This window comes from Flavobacterium sp. CR10 (assembly GCF_055814415.1).
On the sequence record NZ_CP185985.1, the window covers coordinates 4,577,386 to 4,600,056 of the forward strand.

Here is a 22,671-nt window from a genome sequence, read left to right on the forward strand (position 1 = left end):
ATTTTAGAAAAAATTTAATCTCTATTTTATTTCTTTTCTAAGTTTTTCTAATAAAGGGTCTTTTGTTTTTCTAATTTGATCAACAAAAATCTCTGCTATTTCTGTCGCTCCTTTCAATGACAAATGTGTATCATCTGCTTTTTCATTATCATAATATGGATTTTCGCCAACTTTAAAATGTAAATGCAATAGTTTAGACTTTTCAGGACCATAAGATTGTTCTAATAATTCTGTATAGTACTCCATGTCAATAAATGGAACTTTATACTCTTGTGCAACCAAACGTGTTTCCAGAGGATAATCACCATGTGTAGGCACTAAAACTCCCTTTTCATTGAAATTTCGTCTAGCGATAGATGTTAATAATACAGGAATTGCTCCTTTTTCTCTGCTTTCTTTTACAAAACGAATCAGATTGTATCTGTAAGCCGTATGCGGATTTGTATAACGTGCAGAGTCTTCTATTTTCTGATCGTTATGACCGAATTCTATAAAGACATAATCTCCTTTTTTCAATTTGCTGTAAATAGAATCCCAGCGTTTTTCGTTGATGAAGCTTCTAGTGCTTCGTCCGTTTACTGCTTTGTTGATTACGGTTAGATTTTCGTTGAAAAAAGGTTGCAATACCTGCGCCCAGCCGTGTTCTGGATTTTTTTCTGGGTCTTTTTTATTGGCCATTGTGGAGTCGCCAATGCAGTATAGGGTTGTTTTTTGTGCAAAACAAACTGTGCTGATGAGGAATGTTAGGATGATGTATTTTTTCATTTTCTTTTATTTTTGTTTTACTGCTAAGTGTTTTTTTAGTGCTGCGTGTTTTTTTTAACCGCAAAGTGCGCAAAGGAAGCGCAAAGTTCGCAAAGATTTAGTTTTAAGAAGACAAAGCTTTGCGCCCTTTATATAAGGAATATAAAGAAAAAACTTAGCGAACTTTGCGTAAATCTTAGCGCACTTTGCGGTTAAAAAAACTTTGCAGTAAAAATTTAATGTTTGGAAACTGCCGTTGGCACTGTCGCTCGTTTGCCTATAAAAACATCCGTCATCAAGACATTTTCTGCATTTTCGTTCGACAAGGCATTTTTAGCTTCTTTTATTTCTATGTTTTTTAATGAAATATTCTTGATTTTTTTATCTGTGAATCCTTGAATTACAATTCCCGATTCTGATGCTTTGTTACAGGTAATATTCGAGAAATATACATTTGATATATCCGATTGATAGCCTTTTCCTTCTCCGTGATAATTTGCTGTGATGTACAGGCAATCTTCTACTTGATCTAATTGAATGTTTTTAACAAATATATTTTTGATATATCCGCCGCGATCGGCATTGGTTTTTAAATAAATGCCTCTTTTTAAATATCCTGCTGTTTTGCAGTTTTCTACAAATACATTCTGAACTCCAGCCGACATTTCGCTGCCGATTACGACTCCGTGAAGCCCTTTAAAATTACAGTTTCTAATGATAATATTTTGACTTGGCGTGGATGTATTGGCTCTTCCTTCGTGGTCTCTTCCTGCTTTTATGGCAACATTGTCGTCTCCGTTATTAAAAGTTACATTTTCAATTAAAACGTCTTTTGCATATTCTGGATCAATTCCGTCGTTGTTATGATTTAGCGATTTATAACTTATGCCGCGAATGGTTATGCTTTCTGATTTCAGAAGGTGCAGACACCAAAATGGCGAATTTTCGATTGTGATATTTTCGACTAAAATGTTTTTGCAGTTTAAAAACTGAATCATCTGCGGTCTTAAAAAGTAGCCTTCTCCAAATTTTCTTTCGCTTAATGGAGTATTATTATGATTCATGTCACGGCTACGGTTTTTGCCTTCGTTTTCTTTTGCTTTAAAAGTTTTCCACGTCTTTCCTCCTTCTCCATCAATTGTTCCTTCGCCAGAAATGGCAATATTATTGCAGTTGTTGGCATAAATAAGCGGACTGTAATTATACAGCATCGTTCCTTCCCAACTTGTTAAAACCATTGGCAAATAGTCTTTTGGATTGTCGCTGAATTTTATTTTTGCGCCTTTTTCCAGTTTCAAATTGACATTGCTTACAAAATGAATTGGTCCGTTTATTTTGTAGATTCCTTTTGGAACAATAATAGTTCCGCCATTGTTCTTTTTACACAATGCCATCGCTTTATCAAAAGCCTTTTTATTGTCTGAAACAGAATCTCCTTTTGCTCCTAATTTCGTCACATTGATTTGAAAAGAAGGAATTTCTGGAAGCTTTATGTTCTTTACAATAGAATCGACTTTTGCTGACGGAAAATCTGCGTTTTGTGCAAAACATGCGCTGGTGATGAGTATTAAGAGAAGATATTTTAAATTCATTTTTTAAATATTATTATTTTTTTTTCACGCAGATTTTGCTGATTTTAGCCGATCTGCGCAGATTTATTTTTTCTTTTTTTATACCGCAAAGTGCGCTATGATTTACGCAGAGGTCGCTAAGTTTTTTTCTTTATTTACTTTGTCAAAGGGCACAGAGCTTTGTCGATTCTCTTTGTGTAGACGCACTGCGGTGCGTCTCTACGGAAAACCTTTGAACCTTTGTCTCCTTTACAAAAACTTCGTGTTCTTTGCGTATTCTTTGTGTGCTTTGCGTATTCTTTGTGTGCTTTGCGTTAAAAAATTAACCGCAAAATATTACAGTTTGTCCTGTAAACTGAAACTGCGACTGAATACTAAAAATACCACGTTCCAGCTTTATCCTTAAGAATGTTCTCAATAGAATATTGTGCCGCTTCTTTCTTTGAAAGCTGATGTGACCATTTTACTCTTTTTGATGGTTGAAATCCTTCCCCTGCGCAATTGTATTCGGCATAAAAGGCGTTTTTTTCTGCTTCGGGTTTCGACCAATTTTCCCAGCCTTCTGGTTTAATTTGTGCGCCCATTTCGCAGTTTATAAAAACCGTTTTGGCATATATGCGCCATGGTCTTCCTAGATAAACGTCTTTTGCTTCTGGATTTGCTGTGAGTTTACAGTTCTTAAAAACGAATCCAAACGGTGTTCCTTCCGGAGTTGAAGCGGCTGTAACATACGAACTTTTAATGCTGTGGATAGTACAGTTTTCAAACAAAGCTGTCGCGCCTCCAAAGATAAAATCGGTTGTGCCTTCGATATAACAGTCTTTAAAATATTGTTTGGCTTCTTTTCCTGATAGGTATAAGGTGTCCTGATTTCCAAGCAGATTGCAGTTTGTTATTTTGGCGCGATTTGCTGTAACCGACAATGCAATAGCCTGTCCGCGTTCTCCCGAAGTATTTTTAATGGTTAAGTTGGATGCCGAAAAATCGTCTCCTTCAACCAAAAGCGTGTAGGTATAAAAGGTGCTATTTCTTCCTAGAGCAATTTTAGAAAAATTATCATCAAAGGTAATTATGGTGTTTTCTTTGCTTTCGCCTTGCAAAACAACGTTGGTATTCCATTCTGGGATTCGGACTTTCTCGTTATACGTTCCGTTTTTTACAAAGATTGTCACTTTTTCATACGGAAAAGCTGGCGTTGCATAAACCGCATCCTGAATTTTGGTATAATCTCCAGATCCGTCTTGCGCTACGGTAATATAGTTTACATTTTTCTTTTCTGAAGCGCCTACTTTGGTGCCATTTTTAACTGCCCAATCTGGAAATTTTTTCAATGCCTCTTGCGGTGCGTCTGAATACCAAGAATAGCCATTTCTTCTTTCTGATCCTATTTGATCCAATGATTTTTTCTTGATTCCGTCGCGGTCACAAAAGAAAGGTTCATTAGTTTCCAAATCCATAAATCTTGCCCAGATCGGTTTTGCATTTACGGTTGGAATCATTTTTTTGTCTACAATTTTTCCAGCGTCATTTAAGACTCTTTTTTCTTCTAAATTGGTGATTTTTGTTTTTTCGAACCACTCCACAGCACTTTTTACGGCTGTTACAATTTCTCTTGAAGGCTTGTGAATCGACATTAAAAGCAATACTATTTTTGCCGATTCGTAACCGCTTAACGAAGCCAACTCAAAAGCTCTAGCATTTGCGGGAGCCAATGTAACTTCGTCATGCTGTGCGCACCATGCCGTTAAAACTCCGTTTTGTTTGTATTGTGTTTTTAAGATGCAATCGATTCCTTTATCAAAAGCTTTTCTGCATTTTTCTACAACTTCTTTTGATGGTTTAATACTGTAATAATCCGATTCGTCTGCTACGGCTTTTATGACATTCATAATATTAACCATAGAATCGTCATTATAAGTAATGTGCGTATAATAGCCTTTTTTTAACGGATAAAACTGTGGCCAGCCTCCATTTGCATATTGCGCTTCAAGCAGATAATTTAAGCCTTTTAAGAAAGATTCTCTGTAACGTTCGTCTTTTACCTGCGAGTACATTCTAGACATAAAAAGCATTTCCTGACAAGTTGCTCCGTTGTCTGTTGTCGTTTCTACGGCCGTTTTTTTGAGTACAATTAAATCCTTTTTCTGCTTTTCGGTCAGTTCATCCTGCATTTGAATATTCTTTGGCCAGCCTCCAATGTCTCTTTGGTAGAGCAATACATTTTCGGCTATTTTTTTGGCTTCCGCCGAAGCAAACCAAGCGGCATCACTCTTACGAATAATGTCAGGCCATCTTTTGTAAGTGGTTTGAGCATGAATTCCAATGCTTAAAAATAGAATAAGCATTAAAGCTGTTTTTTTTAATTGCATCTTTTAATCGTTTTTTAATGCTTTGTTGTAAGGAACTATTTTATCTTCTAAAAAGTGAAAAATTAAGTTCATTTTCAATTTAATTGTAAGAAAAATCATCTAAATACATATTTAAGAAATCTTTTTCTTACAAAATGTGTTTTAATATTGCTTTTTAATTTTCGTTCAGCAGAATCAAATTATGAAAGCCGTTTTTTTGAAAAAAATTAAAAATTCTCCTTTTTCTTCCTTTTTCTTCCTTTTTTGTACTTTTTTTATTTTGTGATTCGAAACCAATCTACTTCAACATTTCCAGAATCATTTTTTATTTCTTCGCCTAAAGCAAAAAGTCCGACTTTGGCACCAATCCATTTTCCTTCTCTAGATTTGAAATCATTTCCGATAGACTGATAATTTTTATCGTCTAAGCTGTAAAAGAAACTGCACATTCCGTCTTTCTTAATTTGAACTCTTAGATAAATCGTATTGTTTTCAATTAAAATTGGTTTTGTTCCTGTTTCTGAAACCGTTTTGTCAAAAGTTCCCGTTTTCTGATTCAAGTATAGTTTTCCATCAACATTTTTAAAACATAGAAAACTATAATCTAATCCCATAACAATCAAACCTGTTGATTCGCCTTTAAGTCTAGAATTAAAAGTCAGTTTTGTTGTAGCAGTAAATTCTTCTGCTGGAAATTTTTGCAATAATAAATTTGGCGCATTAAAAATGTTTGAAGTTGTCGTGTTGCAAAACAGATTCAGATATCCTAAACTTGTCGGAAATCCGAAATTGGTTTGTTTGTTCGCCTGCCATTGCCATTGCAATCCCAGTTTAGGTTCATTAAATTCATCTGAAGTTTCCGGAACTTCTTTCGGATATTTTTTGCCAACATTTGGCTTTCTATAAGTGGTTACGGGTTCACCAATTCCGTTTTTATCAAAATCTTCTCCCATAACTGGCCAGTCGTTTACCCACTTCATTGGCTGTAGATGCACAATTCGTCCGTAAGCGCCTTTATCTTGAAAATGGAAAAACCAGTCTTCTCCTGTCTGTGTCGTAACCCAAGCACCTTGATGCGGACCATTTATAGCGGTCGAACCTTGTTCTAGAACCTTCTTTTTTTCATAAGGTCCGAAAACATTTTTCGATCTTAAAACGGTCTGCCATCCTGTTTGAACGCCACCAGCGGGAGCAAAAATGTAGTAATATCCATTTCGTTTGTAGAATTTTGGCCCTTCAATAGTTTCTTCACCTTTATGTCCGTCAATCACCATTACTTCGTCATTATTCACAACGGTTCCTTCTGGATTCATGGTGCAAACCACTAACAAACTTTTAATTTGCGCTCGGCTTCCTGCAAAGGCATGGGTCAGATACGCTTTTCCGTCTGTATCCCAAAGCGGACTTGGATCGATCAATCCTTTTCCTGCTTTAACCAAAAGCGGTTCAGACCAAGGCCCTTCTGCTTTTTTGGCTTTTATCATATAGATTCCGAAATCGGGATCTGGGTAATAAATGTAAAATTCGTTTTTATGAAAGGTAATGCTTGGCGCCCAAACTCCGTTTCCGTGCTGTACGCTATCGTACGTTTCAAATGGCGGCTGTTTTACCAAAGCATGACCAATAATTTTCCAGTTTACCAAGTCTTTTGAATGTAAAATCGGCAAGCCCGGAATACAGTTAAAAGATGAAGCTGTCATATAATAATCATCGCCTACGCGAACAACATCCGGATCTGAATAATCGGCATGAATGACAGGATTGGTGTAGGTTCCGTCTCCGTTATCTGGCGTCCAGACTTGTGCTGTATTCTTTTGAAAAGGAATAATGCAGAAAAGGAATAAGATGATTTTAATATTTTTCATTTTTAACTATACTTTTTATTTAAACCCGACAGGTTCTAAAAACCTGTCGGGTTCTAAATTTGCTTTTCTTTGAGGAGTTACTTTGCGATGCTTCGACTCCGCTCAGCAAGACAAGGCATTGCAATTGATAATTAACAATTGACAATTATCTGTTCAACTCAATAGCTGCCAAAATAAAAGGCCCTGTTGCTTTAGGATCGTTGTCTTTTTTTCTTTCGTTTACGTAATATTCGTAAGACCCGTCACGATATGGATTTCCCCCTAAACCTGCCACTTGACAGCAGTTTGTTAAAGTGATTCCGCCATCTTCATCTACTTTTTTGATTAAAACTGTAGTTAATCCGTCAAAAGCTTTGTTGGCCGCTTTTTTAAATTTAGCTGGCAAATATCCTTTGTTTACCCCTTTTGCATACGCGTAAGCAAACATAGCCGAACCAGAAGCTTCTAAATAGTTGTCTTTTTGACCGCCTTTGTCTGTAACCTGATACCATAAACCTGATTTGCTATCTTGAAATTTAAGAATCGCCTCAGAAGCATTGTTTAAATATTTGATCAACTCTTTTCTTTTTGGATGGTCTTTTGGCATATAATCTAAAACATCAACCAACGCCATTACATACCAGCCTAAAGATCTAGACCAGAAGTTTGGAGAGTTTCCTGTTTCTTTATTTGCCCAAGGCATTTGTTTGCTTTCATCCCAACCGTGGTACAATAATCCAGTTTTTGGATCTGTAGCTTTCAGCTGAATCACTTCAAATTGTTTTGCGATATCGTCAAAGCTTTTCCCATTTTCAAATTTAGCTGTGTATTCTGCATAGAATGGCTCTCCCATATACAAACCATCTAACCACATTTGGTTTGGATAGATTTGTTTGTGCCAGAATCCGCCACTTTGAGTTCTTGGCTGTTCTGCAAGCTGTTTGCGAATTAGCTGTAATGCTTTTAAATATTTTTCATCTTTTGAAGTTTCATATACATCAAAAAGAAGACGTCCTGGCAATACTAAATCAATATTGTATTTATCAAACTCATACGTAGTAATGCTTCCGTCTGTTTGCACAAACTGATCCACATAACTTCTTACGTAATTTTTGTATCTCGCATCAGGATTTTTCTTGTACAATTCTTCTATTGAATGCAGCACTAAAGCATGAACGTAATCCCATTTTGGCTTTTTAGCATCGTCAATCATATACGATTCTGGATGGCGTTTCATCAAGGTCAAAGCCATTTTATCAGACCATTTCGCATTTTTTCCAATCACGATATCTTTTGCAGGTTCCTGTGAGGTTACTTTACAACTCGTAATAGTCATAACAAAGACCATCAGAGCCGACATGAAGTAATTGTGCTTTCTACTATTTTTCATTTCAACATATATTTAAATTCAACTATTTTTCTAATTCAATCGATGCTAATAAAAATGCTCCTAGGCCAATTGCACCATTTTCTTTTGTTTTGGAAGACAGATAATAATTGTTTGTTCCGTCACGGAATGGTTTTCCGCCCAAACCTACATTTGATGAAACATTCAAGACATTGACTTCTCCTTTTTTATCTACTTTCACAAATTCTTTTACAAAACTGCCAAATGATTTTTTAGCAGTTGTTTTATAGCTTGACGCCAAATAGCCTTTATTTGCTCCTTTTGCAAAAGCATAAATAATCATTCCAGAAGCTGATGGTTCTACATAATTTCCGTACAATTCTGGTTTATCAGCAACTTGATACCATAACCCAGCTTCACTTTTGAACTGATTCACATTTTTTGCTATCTGATTCAAGTATCCTACCAAAACTTTATATTTTGGATGTGATTTTGGGAAATAATCTAGTGTTTCAACCAACGCTAACATGTACCAGCCAATTCCTCTGCCCCAAATAGTTGGCGAAGTTCCTGTTTGTTTATCTGCCCACGCAATCTCTTTACTTTCATCCCAAGCTTGATAAACCAATCCTGTTTTTGGATCTACAATATGTTTTTGAACCAATTCAAATTGTTTTGCGATATCACCTAAGCTTTTTCCTTTTTCATATTTAACCGTAAACTGCGCATAAAAAGGTTCTGCCATATACAAACCGTCAATCCACATTTGGTTTGGATAAATCTGTTTGTGCCAGAATCCTCCGCTTGCTGTTCTCGGTTGGCTTTCCAACTGATTTCTCAGTTTTCCGATAATCTGCAGATAGCGCGAATCTTTTGTAACATCATATAAATTAAACAGCAGTTTCCCTGGATTCAAACAATCGATATTGTATTCTTTAACATCATATTTTTTAATGTTTCCTGTACTGTCAATCATTCCATCAACATACTCTTGAATATAATTCAGGTATTTTTTATTGTTGGTCTTCTGATATAATTTTTCAAAACCAGACAATACAAAACCCATTTTATAATCCCATTTTGGTTTATCATTTCCGTCTAGCTGCCATGCATTCGGATACTTGTTTAAAATAGAAAGTGCTGTTCGTTCTGACCATTTTAAATCGTACGGAATTACATTGTCTGATGCCTCAGTCTGATTTTGTGCCATTGCAAAAACATTGAAAAGCAGAAATAATAGTAGAACTGTTTTTTTATACATCATATTTATTTTTTTAGCCACAGATTAATGGATTATTTGGATTATTCTTTGGCTGTTTTTTTTTTTAAACACATAGACTCATAGTTTAGAAAACTTAATAAAAGGTGTTTCACTTACAATAAAAAACATAGTATGCTTTATGTAAGAAGCGAGCTTCTTTTGATACTTTTTTAAAATACAATAAATTCTATGTTTCTATGTGTTAAAATTATTCTCACGCAGATTTAGCAGATCCAGCAGATTTTTTTAATCTCTTTAATCCTGTAATCTGTGGCAAAAAACAATTTTACATTTTGCTTTTTTTATTTAGCACTTCTAATTGTTTATCTAAATATTGAGCAAATTCTTCTTTTGTTTTGATTCCGTTTACCTCTTGTTCCCAAGCACCTAGAAGGTAAAAAGTCACCGCTTTTGTAGTTGGTTTAAAAACCAAAAGATAATCCAAGTCTGTATCTGCTATGTTTTCAATAGTACTAATTTCATAAAAAATTGCCATTCCTAATTTATCTGGAACTAAAGATTGTTCTCCATAAGTTGCCAGATATGCCCATTTTTTGTTTTTGCTTTCTTTTTTAAGCAATTCAGCTGTTTTTTGTTTTACAATTCCAGTACAGATTCCTTTGATTGCTTGTGATGCTTTAACCGTATGTTGCGTATACAATTGATCTGGTTTAATGGTCAATTCTGAAACAAAATCGATTTTATCTGAAGCTGTTTTCCATCCATAATAATTTACTTTTACTGTAGACTCCTTAGCTTTATTAGCCACCGTTGCAATGGTTGAATCAACTTCACGAAAGTGTAATTTTTCGTTGTTTAAATAACGGTCGATAGAACCAATTCCGATTCCTTTTCCTGCTTTTAAAATATCTGCTCCCCAATCGCTCATATTGTGATAAGAATCGAAACCATCTTGACCAACAATTGGAAGAATATTTTCTGATGTCTTTTTTCCGAAGATATCAATAGCATTTCTCCAATCTAAATACAAACGGTATCCAATTCTGTTGTTTTCCCAGCCTGGCCCTTCATAACGAATGTCAAAAGAATGGTCAGTATGCTCTGGAGCCAACTTTAATCGGTCCACATTTTTAAACACCGTACCGTCTTTGTACTTTCTTCCTTCCCATTTTCCATCTGTTTTTGCAGATATTTCGGCATACGTTTTATTGGTTTTGATATCATATTTCTGCGCATTTATGGCTGTTAGACCTGCGAAAAATAAAACTGCTGTGGTGATTTTTGCTTTCATTTGTATTCTAAATTATTTAAAAATTTTATCTAAAAATCGTACGCTGTACGAGATTGTCTGTGTAAACCAAGGCTCATAAAACCAAAATGAATGTGGCGAATCTGGAATAGTCTGCACTTCATTATAGATTTTATATTGGTTCAAAATCTGAATCATGTCGTCTCTTCCTGCATGAAATCTCGGAATGCTGCTACAGATATATAAAATCGGAGGCGCATTTTTGTCCGTATGACTCAGTGCCGAAGCATTTTTCCAATTTTCAGGAATTTCATCTGATTTTCCTCCCAGCCAAAATGCTGCCATATCTCCTTCTGACGATTCTGGATGTTTGAATGCCAAAACACCGTCTACATCTATTATGGCATGCACTTTTGAAGAAGAACGGCTTTTAAAATTTTTATCTTCAAAAAGCGAATTCGTATTTGTTGTACCAATCAAAGCTGCCATTTGCCCTCCCGAAGAACAGCCTAAAACCGCAATTTTGTTTGGATCTACATTAAATTTCGCCGCATTGTCTTTGATAAATTTTATAGCATTCTTTACATCAATAACTCCTGTCGGGTATTTTGCTTCTAGTGATAATCGGTATTCGATAGCAAAACAAGAATAGCCCTTTGCTGCAATTGCTGCACCTAAAAACTGCATCTGATTTTTATTCCCCGATCTCCATCCTCCGCCATGAATCATAATTACGGCAGGATTTTTTTTCTTTTTGGTATTAACAAAAGCATCAAAATGCAGAACGCGATCTTGTTCTTGATTGTAAACCAAATCGAATGTTTCTTCAACGTCTGGGTTTATCTTTATTTCTGGAATCGTGATAAACGGATATTTCTTAATTAATTTAGCATAAGTGCTTTTAATGGTATACGACGTGTCGACCTTGTACTGCTGGCTTTGCATTACAATTACATTAAAAAACAACACTAAGATTAATTTAAACTTTCGCATTTCTACTCTTTACTTTTTAGTTAAGAAAGGAGTTCGACCTATAGTCAAACTCCCTTTTAACTACTTCAAAAAACATAGTTCTCAAAAAACTAACAAATTACTAATAACCAGGATTTTGAGGAAAATCTTTATTTTGGTTTAAATCTAAAGCAGATTGTGGTATTGGTCTTAAAATTTTAAGCTTGCCGTCAACACCAACAAAATTTGCTTCTTTAATTTTATAATTATAAGCTGAAGCTCTTGCAACCAAAGTTCCTGTACGTTTTAAGTCGAACCAGCGTTTGTACTCTCCTAATAACTCTCTTCCTCTTTCGTCTAAGATATAATCGATATTAAATTGAGCTAAAGTGGCATTGGCAACTCCTGCTCTTCTTCTTACTTCATTTAGACGAGCTAATCCTGTTCCTGGATTTCCTGCTTTTAAATACGCTTCTGCCGCAATTAAATACGTTTCTCCAAGTCTTGAAACAATAATATCTCTTGTGCTTACAGGTCCTGTACTTGAAGGCGTAGTCGGATTTGCATCATCAAATTTCTTAACTGGAATTGTGTAACAGTCTAAGTTTTTAATTAACGTATGCGCAGCAGAATATTCTCCCCAAGGATGATATACAAATGTAGAAGCTAGTCTAGAAGCGTTTGCTGTCATCCATGCTGTTTTATCTGCAGGTGTAAACCATTTTGGCTCATAAAAATGTCTCACTTTTAATGTAGCCGGATTTGAACTTCTGTAGTACGGATAATACAAAATAGTCTTTGTAGATCCGTTTACTGTTTCGGGTCCTTCTACAATTTCAGTCATAAAAGTAGCATTCCATCTTGCATCGCCTTTTTCGTATAAACCTAAAGCATAATCTGTAGGACACAAATTGTAGCTTCTTAATGGCGCTCCCGTTTCTGCTCCTCCTAAATATGAACTGAAATAATAAAACTGACTGTTACCCAATTTTGTAGGATCTGTACTTGTTGAAGCTTTATCATACTGTACTGAAAAAATAGTTTCAGCATTCAAATCGTTGTCACCAGTCGCTGTTGTAACAAATAATTGATTGAAAGGAATATTTAAGGCTTGTCCCGCAATTGCAGCATCTGCATAAGAGGCAGCTTTTGAAAAATCATCTGCTTTACCAAAAGTTTCGTATCCTCTTGTTAAGTACACTTTTGCCAATAAATCGTTTACCGCTCTTTTGTTTACTTTTCCAGATGTACTGTAAGCAGCAGTTCCAACATTGGCTAAAGCAAAATCCAAATCTGTTATAATTTGTGTGTACACTTCTTCTGCACTATTTCTTGTAAAAGATAAAACTGGTGTTGTAATATTCTCGCTTACAATTGGCACACCTCCATAGGTCTGAACTAATAAGAAATAAGCTTGAGCTCTTAAAAATCTAGCTTCTCCCAATAGCATATTCAAATTGGCAGTTTGTTCTGTTACACTTGAATAATAAATTGCTTTATTCACAGATTGAATTAACTGATAACAAGGTCTGTACAAATCGGCAACATTGTCTGAAGATGGAATTAGAAGCGTATACTGACTTAGACCTGCAGGCTCTGGAGTTCTTCCTTCGGCGTACATGTCTGTTCCTGCCTCAAAAAGCCACGGATTTCCGCCATAAATGCTTTTAAGCCAAGCATAATTTGTGTTTATTAATAATTGAAAACCAGCAGCTGTTTTATAAGTTCCGTCAGCAGGAACATTTGATAAACTTTCCTCTTCTATATAATTACTGCAAGAACTTAAAGTTCCCACAATGATTCCTAATAATATGATGAATTTTTTCATTTGATATCTTTATTAAAATTTAACACTTAATCCCAATTGCGTAGTCACTGATGCTGGACGGTTTACTCCAAAAGCAGCGCCAGCCCATTCAGGATCATATCCATCAAAATCTGTAAATACAAATGGGTCTAAAACATTCACATAAATTCTCAGATTACTGATTTTAAGCCTTTTCAACAATTCAGAATCCAATGTGTATCCTAAAGATATATTTTTAATTTTCACGTAAGAAACGTCTCTGTAGTACCCAAATAAAGAAGTCCAATAAGCTCCTGCTCCAGTAGCAACAGGGCCTGGTCTTGGGTGTTCATTATTTGCATTAGCTGCGATTCCTGTTCCGTTTGTTGGAATAAAATAATCCATTGCCAATTTCTGGCGTCCACGGTCGCTCACATCAGCAAAATTTTGGTGGAAAGTACTCAAAACCGTTTGCCCTTGGCTTGTTAAAACTGAAAAATTCAAATCAAAATTACCAACAGTCAATTTAGAATATAAACTTCCCTGCCAGTCTGGATTCGCGTTTCCGATTACAGTTCTATCATCTTGGTTGAATTTGCCATCATTATTCAAATCTTTTGGTCTTGCTTGTCCAGGAGCCATTCCGTACAATGCTGCCTGCGCCGCTTCGCTTTCCTGCCAAACTCCATCATAAACGTAATTATAGTTTGGATTCAATTCAGATCCTAAGATTAATTTATTACCAATATCACTTACTTGATCCTGATTGTAAATTGACTCTAATTTGTTTACGTTTTTAGTAAATGTGAAAGTAGTTTCCCAATTTACATTTTTGCTTTTGATATTTTTTGTAGTTAACAAAACCTCTACTCCTTTATTGCTAACAGATCCAACATTAGCAAATGTGTTTTTATAACCTGTTTCAAGAGGCAATTCTTGTTTATAAATTAATTTATCTGAAAGTCTATCATAAACGTCTACGCTACCTGTAATTCTGTTGTTTAAGAATCCGTAATCAAGACCAAAGTTTAACTCTCGTGTTTTTTCCCAAGTTAAGTTTTGATTCGCTAAATTTTCAGACTGCCAGCCCGAAACCACATTGGCTCCGTTTGCATAAAAAGTCTGCTGATTCAATAATGCTTGAGAAGTATATGGTGCAACGTTATCATTTCCTGTATAACCTAAACTTGCGCGTAACTTTAAATCTGAAATAACAGTACTGTTTGCTAAGAAAGATTCTTTGCTGATTTTCCATCCTAAAGCTACAGAAGGGAAACTCTGCCATTTATTGCCTTCAGATAGAACAGAAGAACCATCCCATCTTGTAGAAGCTGTCAATAAATATTTGTCTTTAAAAGCATAATTTAAACGAACTGCATAAGAACTTAAAGTATTCTTTTGATAACCTGAGCTAATGTTATAACTCGTCTGAACTCCAGATCCCATATTATTTGATCCAACATCAAAAGGCTGATTGTTTGAATATAAATAAGACGTTTCATCAACATTTGAATATAAACTCTGCAATAATAAAACACTAAAATCATGCACTTCTTTAAAGGTGTGTTTCAAATCGATTTGGTTATCCCAAGTATAATTAAAGTTGTTGAAGTTTTTAATTGATGCCGAATTTTTTCCATTTAAGGTTACACCTGCATTGGTTTGCGCTTTATAAGAAGCGCTGGTAACGGTATTTTCGATACCTGCTGCAAATGTTGTTTTAAACGAAAGCCATTTTAATGGTTGGTATTGGAAGAAAACATTTCCAACAGTTTGCCACGTTTTTTCTGTTTGAGAAGAATTAGCAATTTCCATTAAAGGGTTTACGGTACTTGTTTTATTAATTGCCCATGAACCGTCAGGATAAGTTAATTTCCCTGGAAGGAAAAATAGCGTTCCCACTTTTTCGTTTCCTTGTGCATCAACAGCCCAAGGCGACATTAGCGGACTTAATCTGAAAGCATCCTGCATTGCTAAATCACTGCCTAATTGTGTATCAAGTCGTGCTACCGTAATGTTGGCTCCTGTGGTAAATTTATCATTGATTTTGTGGTTTAATCCTAGTTTAAAAGAATACTTATCAGTCGAATCATTTTCGATAAGCCCTTCATCGCTTTGAACACCAAATCCTAAGTTATAGCTCAAACCAGAATCTGAACGTCCTGTAACATTTAAGTAATTATTTTGAGTCATACCCGGTTTAAGAACTGCGTCTGCCCAGTCAAAATTATAACCGCTGTTAGCGCGAGAAACCAATAAAGGACTCTGATTTCCTGCTAAAGCGGCTAATTGCGCTGGCGTTTGTGTTTGAGGTGTTGCACTCATATACGCAACCTGATGGAATTTCCACCACTCTTCTCCAGTCATCATTTTTGGCATTCTAGCGGCAGTTTTAGTTCCGTAAGAAGTATCAAAAGTTACGTTAATTCCAGATTTAACATTAGCACCACTTTTTGTAGTTACGATAATAACACCACTCGCTCCTCTAGAACCATAAATTGCAGCCGAAGAAGCATCTTTTAAAACGTCCATTCTAGAAATATCCTGCGGGTTCAAAAAGTCAATATTATCAACTGGAACGCCGTCTACGATATATAAAGGCGATGACCCCACTAATGAGTTGTTCCCTCTGATTACCACTTTGTATCCGTCTCCTGCACGTCCTGAAGCAGATGAAATCTGAACTCCTGGCGTGCTTCCTTGAATTGCCTCTAATGGACTTGTAGTATTTCTTTCTGTAATAGTTGCTGCGCTGATGGTACTAACAGATCCGGTAAGATCGGTCTTTTTTACAGATCCGTATCCGACCACAACAACTTCATTTAATGAATTGGATTGTTCAGCAAGTGTCACATTGATTTTTGATTTTCCAGCAACGCTTACTTCTTGTGTCTGAAATCCTAAATAGCTTATTATTAAAATAGCTTTACTGTTTGATACATTAATCTTAAAACTTCCTTCAAAATCTGTCGAAGTTCCATTTTTTGTTCCCTTCTCATTAATGTTTACCCCTGGCAGTGACATACCAGTAGCGTCGGTAATCTTCCCTTCTATTGTGGTTGTCTGTGCATGTATAGAACTGCACAGTAAGAAATTCAGGAAAAAGAAAAATACAAAGTACTTGTCTTTTTTCTTAGATAATTGTTTAATACTCATGTGGTTTAAAGTTTGGTTAATTGATAGTATTTAGTTAGTAATAGATTCTACTTTTTTCTCATTGATATAGGTATTTATAAAATTTATGTTTTTTACGTTTTTTAATAAATAGATAGAATCAACCTTTTGAATTTTTACATTTTTTAGGGTAATATTCTCAACTGGAGATTCCTTATAGCCTTCTGCCCAAACGCTGTATTTACCACCGTTTTTGACAGTCACATTCTCTAAGCTTACATTTCTGATAGTTGGGATAAAATTTCCTGTCTGCGATCCGTAAACATTATAGAACATATTCAATTTCAGAACACATTCTTTTACGGTTCCCACTTCAAGGTTTCGAACATATATATTCTCAATGATTCCGCCTCTTTTTGAATTGGTTTTGATGCGTATGGCACGATCCAAATTCGGACTGTCCATCACACAGTTTTCTACAAAAACATTATTTACTCCTGCCGAAATTTCGCTTCCAATTACGACACCTCCGTGGCCATCAATCATTTTGCAATTTTGCACGATAATGTTTTTACTTGGTATGGCTACTCTCCTTCCGTCGCCATCACGACCTGCTTTAATCGCAATACAATCATCGCCCGTATTAAAAGTGCAATTTCTGATTACGATATTTTGCGAATATTCTGGATCACAACCATCATTATTCGGGCCATGGCTATTAACCGTTACGCCATCAATAATCATGTTGTTTGTTTTTATTGGATGCAGAATCCAAAATGGAGAATTAATGATTTTAATATCTTTTACTAAAGCAGTATTGCATTCAAAAAACTCAATAAAATTTGGTCTTAAGTAACGTCCTTCGCCAAAAACTCTTTCTGATACGGGCACTCCTTTTTCTGCCATATCTACCAGAACTTCACGATTTGTCGGGTCATTTTGAGACGGAATTCCTTTTTTCCAACCATAGTTTTTTCCGCCAGACCAAATCCACCAGTTTGTAATGTCCGCTTGGCCATTTAAGGTTCCTTTTCCTGTAACCGCAATATTGGTTTTGTTTTTTGCATAAATAAGCGGAGAATAATTCATTACTTCTGTGCCTTCCCAAGAAGTATGAACAATCGGGTAATCTTTCGGATTTAAACTAAAAAGAATCTCAGCATGATCCTCCAAATGCAGATTGACATTGCTTTCTAAATGAATAGCTCCTGTCAAATATTTTCCGTTTGGAACCAAAACCTGACCTCCGCCGTTTGCAACACATTCTTGAATGGCTTTTTGGAATGCTAAAGTGTTTAACGTTTTTCCGTCCGCAACAGCACCAAAATCGTTTATGTTATACACTTTATCTGAAAAATGTACTTGCGGAATACTTTTTACAACCAAATCCATTTTTTGCCATGGATTCTCTGAGGAAACAGGAGAAGAATGTCTTGCACATGATGACACTAAAAGTCCTAAAATGGCTAAAAAAAGAATCTTTTGGGTTAGGACTATCTTATTTGTAATCATTTGCACAGATTTTTCTAGTTTGAATATCAAAAACTTCAGGTTTCATGTAATCGATTACACGAAAGTAAAAAAATAGTTCTTAGACACCAAATTAATTTAGAAAAAAATTATATATTTAATTTTTATTACAAATTTTATTTACATTTAATGCAAAAAATTAGATAATTTATTATCATTGTAAAATCTAAAACGTTTGAGTTTTAAATTATGGTAATCGATAACAATATTTATTGCGTAATAAAAAAAAATGTACTTTTGTTTAAAAATAATTCGATAAACTTTTTTTGAATGAGTGAAAAAGTAACTATTTACGATATTGCTGAAAAATTAAACATCACAGCTGCGACAGTTTCTAGAGCGTTAAACAATAATCCTAAAATAAAGGAAGCGACGCGTGAGTTGGTTATCAGGACTGCTGCTGAAATGAACTATAAGCAAAATAAATTGGCGCTTGCTTTGAAGAGTGGCCGAAGTAATAATATCGGAGTTATTGTGCCGCGTATTGACAGCAACTTTTTCGCCTCAGTCATTCGAGGAATCGAAGAAGAGCTTTATCCTCACGGTTATCAGGTTATTATTTGCCAGACTCATGAAAGCATCAAAAGAGAAAATGAAAATCTTCACACGCTTGTAGATGCACAAGTTGACGGCATTATGATGTCGGTTACTGGCATTTCAGACGAGAACGACAGCGCTTTCAGGAATGTCCTGGAGAAAAATGTACCACTGATATTTTTTGATAGAAGTAAACATATTGACGGAGTGAGTTCTGTAACCATAAATGACTTTAAAGGCGGTTATTTGGCCACAAAACATTTAATTGACGAAGGTTGCAGAAACATTGCTCATTTCTCTGGAGACCAATCATTAGACATATTTAAAAACAGGTTTTTAGGATATAAACAAGCTTTATTAGACAGCGGACTTGATTTTAAAGAAGAATACGTTATTTATACCAAAAGTAGCGTTGACGCAGGTAAAGAATCGGTTGACAAACTTTTACAATTGCAAACTCCGCCTGATGCTATTTTTTCTTCGAGTGATTTTGCTGCATTGGGCGCCATACAAGAATTAAAAGAAAGAAATATCAGTATTCCGAGTGAGTTTTGTGTTGCAGGTTTCAGTAACGAACCTTTTACCAAATTCATGGAACTATCTATTACTTCTGTAGATCAGTCACCACTTGAAATGGGAAGAATGTCTGCCCGAGTTTTCTTAGAACAAGTCGACAAAACAGATGCGATCAAAATTGAAAAAAAGGTAGTGCTTGCTCCAGAATTACATATTCGTAAATCTTCTACGAGAACTAATTTTTAATTTTTTCTTCACCATATAAGTTATATAAGCTCATTTTAGAATGGGCTTTTTTTATGCAAGTTTCGGAGAAGCGAAATATTTATAGAATTGCAATAAGACAGACTAACAAAAGCCCCAGAGCTTTATACTGTAACCATTTATCTTTTGCTATAAATATCTTGCTCCGCTGGAGCTTTCTCAAAAAACAAGAGACGCACTGCAGTGTGTCTCTACATATAAAACTAACACAAAAAAAAAGACGCACTATATTGTGCGTCTTCTATATAAACCTTTGTCACTTTGCATCTCTGTTCCTTTGCACCAAAAAAATTACAACGAAACCCCTCTTTTCCAAGGAATAAAATCGTTTTGGTTTAAAATTGCAGCTTTGGTTTTTATTGTACCGCTGGCAACATCAATGATGAATTCTAACATTTCGTCAGCCATTTCCTCAATAGATTTTTCACCAGTAATAATGCCTCCAGTATCAATATCGATAATATCAGACATTTTGTTTGCTAACTGTGTGTTTGATGAAATCTTTACAACTGGTGCAATTGGGTTTCCTGTTGGAGTTCCTAAACCTGTTGTAAACAATACCATATTTGCACCAGAACCTACCATTGCAGTTGTACATTCTACGTCGTTTCCTGGCGTACATAACAATGTAAATCCTGGTTCGTTAATATATTCTCCATAATCGAAAACACCTGTAATTGGTGAGGTTCCACCTTTTTTGGCAGCACCAGCCGATTTCATAGCATCTGTAATCAAACCGTCTTTAATGTTACCTGGAGAAGGATTCATATCAAATCCTGAACCTGCATCAACAACTGTTTTTTCGTACCATTGCATTAAATCTAAGAAACGTTTTCCATCCTTATCATCCACACAACGATTTACTAATTCCTGTTCTACTCCACATAATTCAGGAAATTCAGAAAGAATTGTAGTTCCTCCCAAAGCCACTAAATGATCGGATAACACTCCCAATGTCGGGTTAGCAGAAATTCCGGAGAATCCGTCAGATCCACCGCACTCTAAACCAATTCTTAATTTAGACAATGGAGCTGGCTGTCTCTTAATTTCGTTTGCTTTTTTAATAGCCTCAAAAGTATCTTTAACCACACTGCTCAACATCGTTTCAATAGTTCCGATAGACTGCTGATCGTAAATTAAAACAGGTTTTTTACTGTTTGGATTAATCGCATCTAAAGCTTCTTTGAAAATTGAAATTTGAAGATTCTGGCATCCTAAACTCAAAACTGTTGCTCCAGCCACATTTGGATTATTTACATAACCCGCCAAAAGTTTAGCTAAACTGTGAGAATCCTGACGAATTCCACCACAACCACCTTGGTGTGTGATGAATTTTACTTCAATATTATTGAATAAGTTAGCATCGTTTGAAGCTTCTTGATTTCCTGCTCCACCCGTTTCTGATTTCACCAAAGAACGCAACAATAATTGGTAATCGTTTTCTTTAGGTTTCATCAATTCTTTCTCAAAAATATCTTTTAAGATTTCGATGTTTCTGTTTTCACAAAAAACCAATGGAAAAAACAACCATACATTTTCTGTTCCAACCTGTCCATCTTCTCTATGATAGCCCTGCCACGTTCTGTCTTTCCATTTATCAACATTAGGAGCCGTCCAGCCAATTGTTTCTGTTTTACCAGTAACTTTATCACTTTCGTGTTTTACGTTAGCAGTAGAAAGCAGTCCGCCTTTTTCAATTTTAGCGCTAGCTTTTCCAACCAAAACACCATACATAATGATTCTGTCCCCTACATTAAAAGGAACCATTGCAATCTTATGTTTCATTTTTACATCAGACTCTACGGTAATTGATTGTCCTTCAAAATCAATCACTTCGCCTGCAGTAAGATCCACCAAAGCAACCGCAACATTATCGGTTGGGTTTACTTTTATTAATTTTTTCTGCGTTGCCATAATTAACCTTTGTTCTTTTTGTTTTTCTCTTATTTTATCTGTTAAGTGAAATTATTTTTTTCAATATATTCACCAACTTAAATTTAAATCTGTGTAAATCAGCTTTAATCTGTATAAATCTGCGTGAAAAAATCGATGTGTAACAAATATTTCACGCAGATTTAAAAAGATTTTAGCAGATCAAATTAGATTTTTGTTTATTGAATCAAACTATTTCTTAGCCCAATCCCAAAATGTTTATTTTATTCTTTCTTGAAACTTAGCAAAGCCAGCTTCAATTCCGTTTGAATCAATTTCTTCTAAAGCAATTGTAATTGCTCTTGTTAAACCTGGAATTTCAGTTAAATCCTGATCCCAGAAACCTTTGTTTTGTAATGTCAAACGAGCAATTTTCTCGTAATCATCAGACTTCCAAAGTCCGTTAAAGAATGTTGTAATATCTTCACCATCTTTAACCGGCAAACTTTGACCATTCCAAGTTCCTTTGTAGAAACGAATTAAACTCGCTAATGAAAAAGTCAAATTAACAGGCAATTTTTTGTTTGCATTATAATATCCTAATAAACTAGGCAAAACTCTTACTTTGAATTTCGATACAGAATTTAATGCAATATCAGCAAGTGCATGTTTGATAAATGGATTTTTAAATCGGTCCATTACTTCCTCAGAATAGGTCGTAATTTCATTTTTATCCATATCAAGAGTTTCACTGATTTCACTAATAACACTATTAACAAATTTTCCTGTAAAATCTCCGTTAACAGTTTCCATTACTAATTTATTGCCATGCAAAAGTGAAAAAGGAACCATTGCCGTATGTGCACCGTTTAAAATACGAACTTTAATCATTTTGAAAGGACGTATATCATCAACGATTTTTACATTCAAATCTGTTTTATGAAAAGGCAATTTTGCTTTTAAATCATCTCCACCTTCAATAGCCCAAAGGAAAAAAGGTTCAGCCGCAACAATTAAATTATCCTCATAATCTAATTTATTATTGTACTCTTCAATTTCAGCTCTTGGATATCCAGGTACAATTCTGTCAACCAAAGTACTATGATAGGTACAAGCATCTGATACCCAAGTTTTAAACGCATCTTCTAATTTCCATAAATCAACATATTGTAAAATATATTTTTTAAGTGTTTCAGAGTTATAATCAATTAATTCGCAAGGAATTATTGTAACTCCCTTAGAAGCATCTCCATTAAAATGTTTAAATCTTTCATATAATAAAACCGTCAATTTTGCAGGAAATGATACTGGCGGCTGCATGTCTGGAGTATCACTTTCAATAAATTCAATTCCAGCTTCTGTAGTATTAGAAACAATAAACTGAAGTTCTTCTTCTTTGGCTAGAGCCAAATAATTTGCAAATTCAGTATATGGGTTTATCGTTTTTACAATATTATTAATCAACACAATATCTTGTATCTTTTCACCTTTTTTAATTCCGTTCATAAACAAGGTATAAAGACCGTCCTGATCATTAATCATATTTACCATACCGTCTTTCAAAGGCTGAACGACTGCAATACCGGCATTAAAATCAACTTCTTTATTTAGTTTATCAAAAGCATAATCAACAAAGGCTCTTAAAAAATTACCTTCTCCAAACTGAACTACCTTAATTGGCTGTAACTTTTCTAATCCTGTATTTACTCGATTTAATTTTTTCATTTTGAATTTTCTTTAATGCGTTATAAATAACCATTTATAAACCTTATTTC

Annotated in this window: 14 protein-coding genes; 1 reads left to right on the top strand and 13 read right to left on the bottom strand. The window is 35.0% G+C overall.

What is annotated here, in order from left to right; translation table 11 throughout:
• Window positions 1-21: 21 nt before the first annotated feature.
• From ACNRYB_RS19190 to ACNRYB_RS19240, 11 genes are all read right to left on the bottom strand, one after another.
• Entirely contained in the window at window positions 22-765 is a 744-nt protein-coding gene (locus ACNRYB_RS19190) for a rhamnogalacturonan acetylesterase (protein WP_473728374.1), read from the bottom strand.
• A gap of 215 nt (window positions 766-980) precedes the next feature.
• The gene (locus ACNRYB_RS19195; RefSeq protein WP_473728375.1) at window positions 981-2,336 is read right to left on the bottom strand and encodes a glycoside hydrolase family 28 protein; all 1,356 of its coding nucleotides are present in this window, start codon (window positions 2,334-2,336) and stop codon (window positions 981-983) included.
• A gap of 353 nt (window positions 2,337-2,689) precedes the next feature.
• On the bottom strand, window positions 2,690-4,684 hold the full coding sequence (gene pelA, locus ACNRYB_RS19200; protein ID WP_473728376.1) for a pectate lyase: 1,995 nt from the start codon (window positions 4,682-4,684) through the stop codon (window positions 2,690-2,692).
• A 254-nt stretch (window positions 4,685-4,938) separates the two neighbouring features.
• Window positions 4,939-6,528 (bottom strand): glycoside hydrolase family 43 protein, encoded by a 1,590-nt coding sequence (locus tag ACNRYB_RS19205; RefSeq protein ID WP_473728377.1) that lies wholly within the window; start codon window positions 6,526-6,528, stop codon window positions 4,939-4,941.
• A 145-nt stretch (window positions 6,529-6,673) separates the two neighbouring features.
• On the bottom strand, window positions 6,674-7,897 hold the full coding sequence (locus tag ACNRYB_RS19210; protein ID WP_473728378.1) for a glycoside hydrolase family 88/105 protein: 1,224 nt from the start codon (window positions 7,895-7,897) through the stop codon (window positions 6,674-6,676).
• A gap of 22 nt (window positions 7,898-7,919) precedes the next feature.
• A complete protein-coding gene (locus tag ACNRYB_RS19215) occupies window positions 7,920-9,119 on the bottom strand; it encodes a glycoside hydrolase family 88/105 protein (RefSeq protein ID WP_473728379.1) in 1,200 nt (399 codons plus the stop codon).
• 283 nt (window positions 9,120-9,402) lie between these two features.
• Window positions 9,403-10,368: a DUF4861 family protein gene (locus ACNRYB_RS19220; protein ID WP_473728380.1), complete on the bottom strand. Its 966-nt coding sequence runs from the start codon at window positions 10,366-10,368 to the stop codon at window positions 9,403-9,405.
• 12 nt (window positions 10,369-10,380) lie between these two features.
• Window positions 10,381-11,319, bottom strand: a complete 939-nt coding sequence (locus ACNRYB_RS19225; RefSeq protein ID WP_473728381.1) for an alpha/beta hydrolase fold domain-containing protein — start codon at window positions 11,317-11,319, stop codon at window positions 10,381-10,383.
• A gap of 100 nt (window positions 11,320-11,419) precedes the next feature.
• A complete protein-coding gene (locus ACNRYB_RS19230) occupies window positions 11,420-13,105 on the bottom strand; it encodes a RagB/SusD family nutrient uptake outer membrane protein (RefSeq protein WP_129749054.1) in 1,686 nt (561 codons plus the stop codon).
• A gap of 12 nt (window positions 13,106-13,117) precedes the next feature.
• Entirely contained in the window at window positions 13,118-16,219 is a 3,102-nt protein-coding gene (locus ACNRYB_RS19235) for a SusC/RagA family TonB-linked outer membrane protein (protein ID WP_473728382.1), read from the bottom strand.
• Window positions 16,220-16,249: 30 nt separating this feature from the next.
• Window positions 16,250-17,689, bottom strand: coding sequence for a glycoside hydrolase family 28 protein (locus ACNRYB_RS19240; protein WP_473728383.1), 1,440 nt, complete (start codon window positions 17,687-17,689; stop codon window positions 16,250-16,252).
• A 288-nt stretch (window positions 17,690-17,977) separates the two neighbouring features.
• On the opposite strand from ACNRYB_RS19240, the gene ACNRYB_RS19245 reads away from it, so the two are divergent.
• Window positions 17,978-19,006 carry a LacI family DNA-binding transcriptional regulator gene (locus ACNRYB_RS19245; RefSeq protein WP_343706711.1) on the top strand — a complete coding sequence of 343 codons (1,029 nt, stop codon included), beginning with the start codon at window positions 17,978-17,980 and terminating at the stop codon, window positions 19,004-19,006.
• 309 nt (window positions 19,007-19,315) lie between these two features.
• On the opposite strand, the gene ACNRYB_RS19250 is transcribed toward ACNRYB_RS19245, so the two are convergent.
• Together ACNRYB_RS19250 and ACNRYB_RS19255 are read right to left on the bottom strand one after the other, a co-directional pair.
• Complete coding sequence (locus ACNRYB_RS19250; protein ID WP_473728384.1) at window positions 19,316-20,938, bottom strand: UxaA family hydrolase; 1,623 nt, start codon at window positions 20,936-20,938, stop codon at window positions 19,316-19,318.
• Between the two features lie 237 nt (window positions 20,939-21,175).
• Window positions 21,176-22,621, bottom strand: coding sequence for a tagaturonate reductase (locus tag ACNRYB_RS19255; protein WP_473728385.1), 1,446 nt, complete (start codon window positions 22,619-22,621; stop codon window positions 21,176-21,178).
• Window positions 22,622-22,671: the final 50 nt, after the last annotated feature.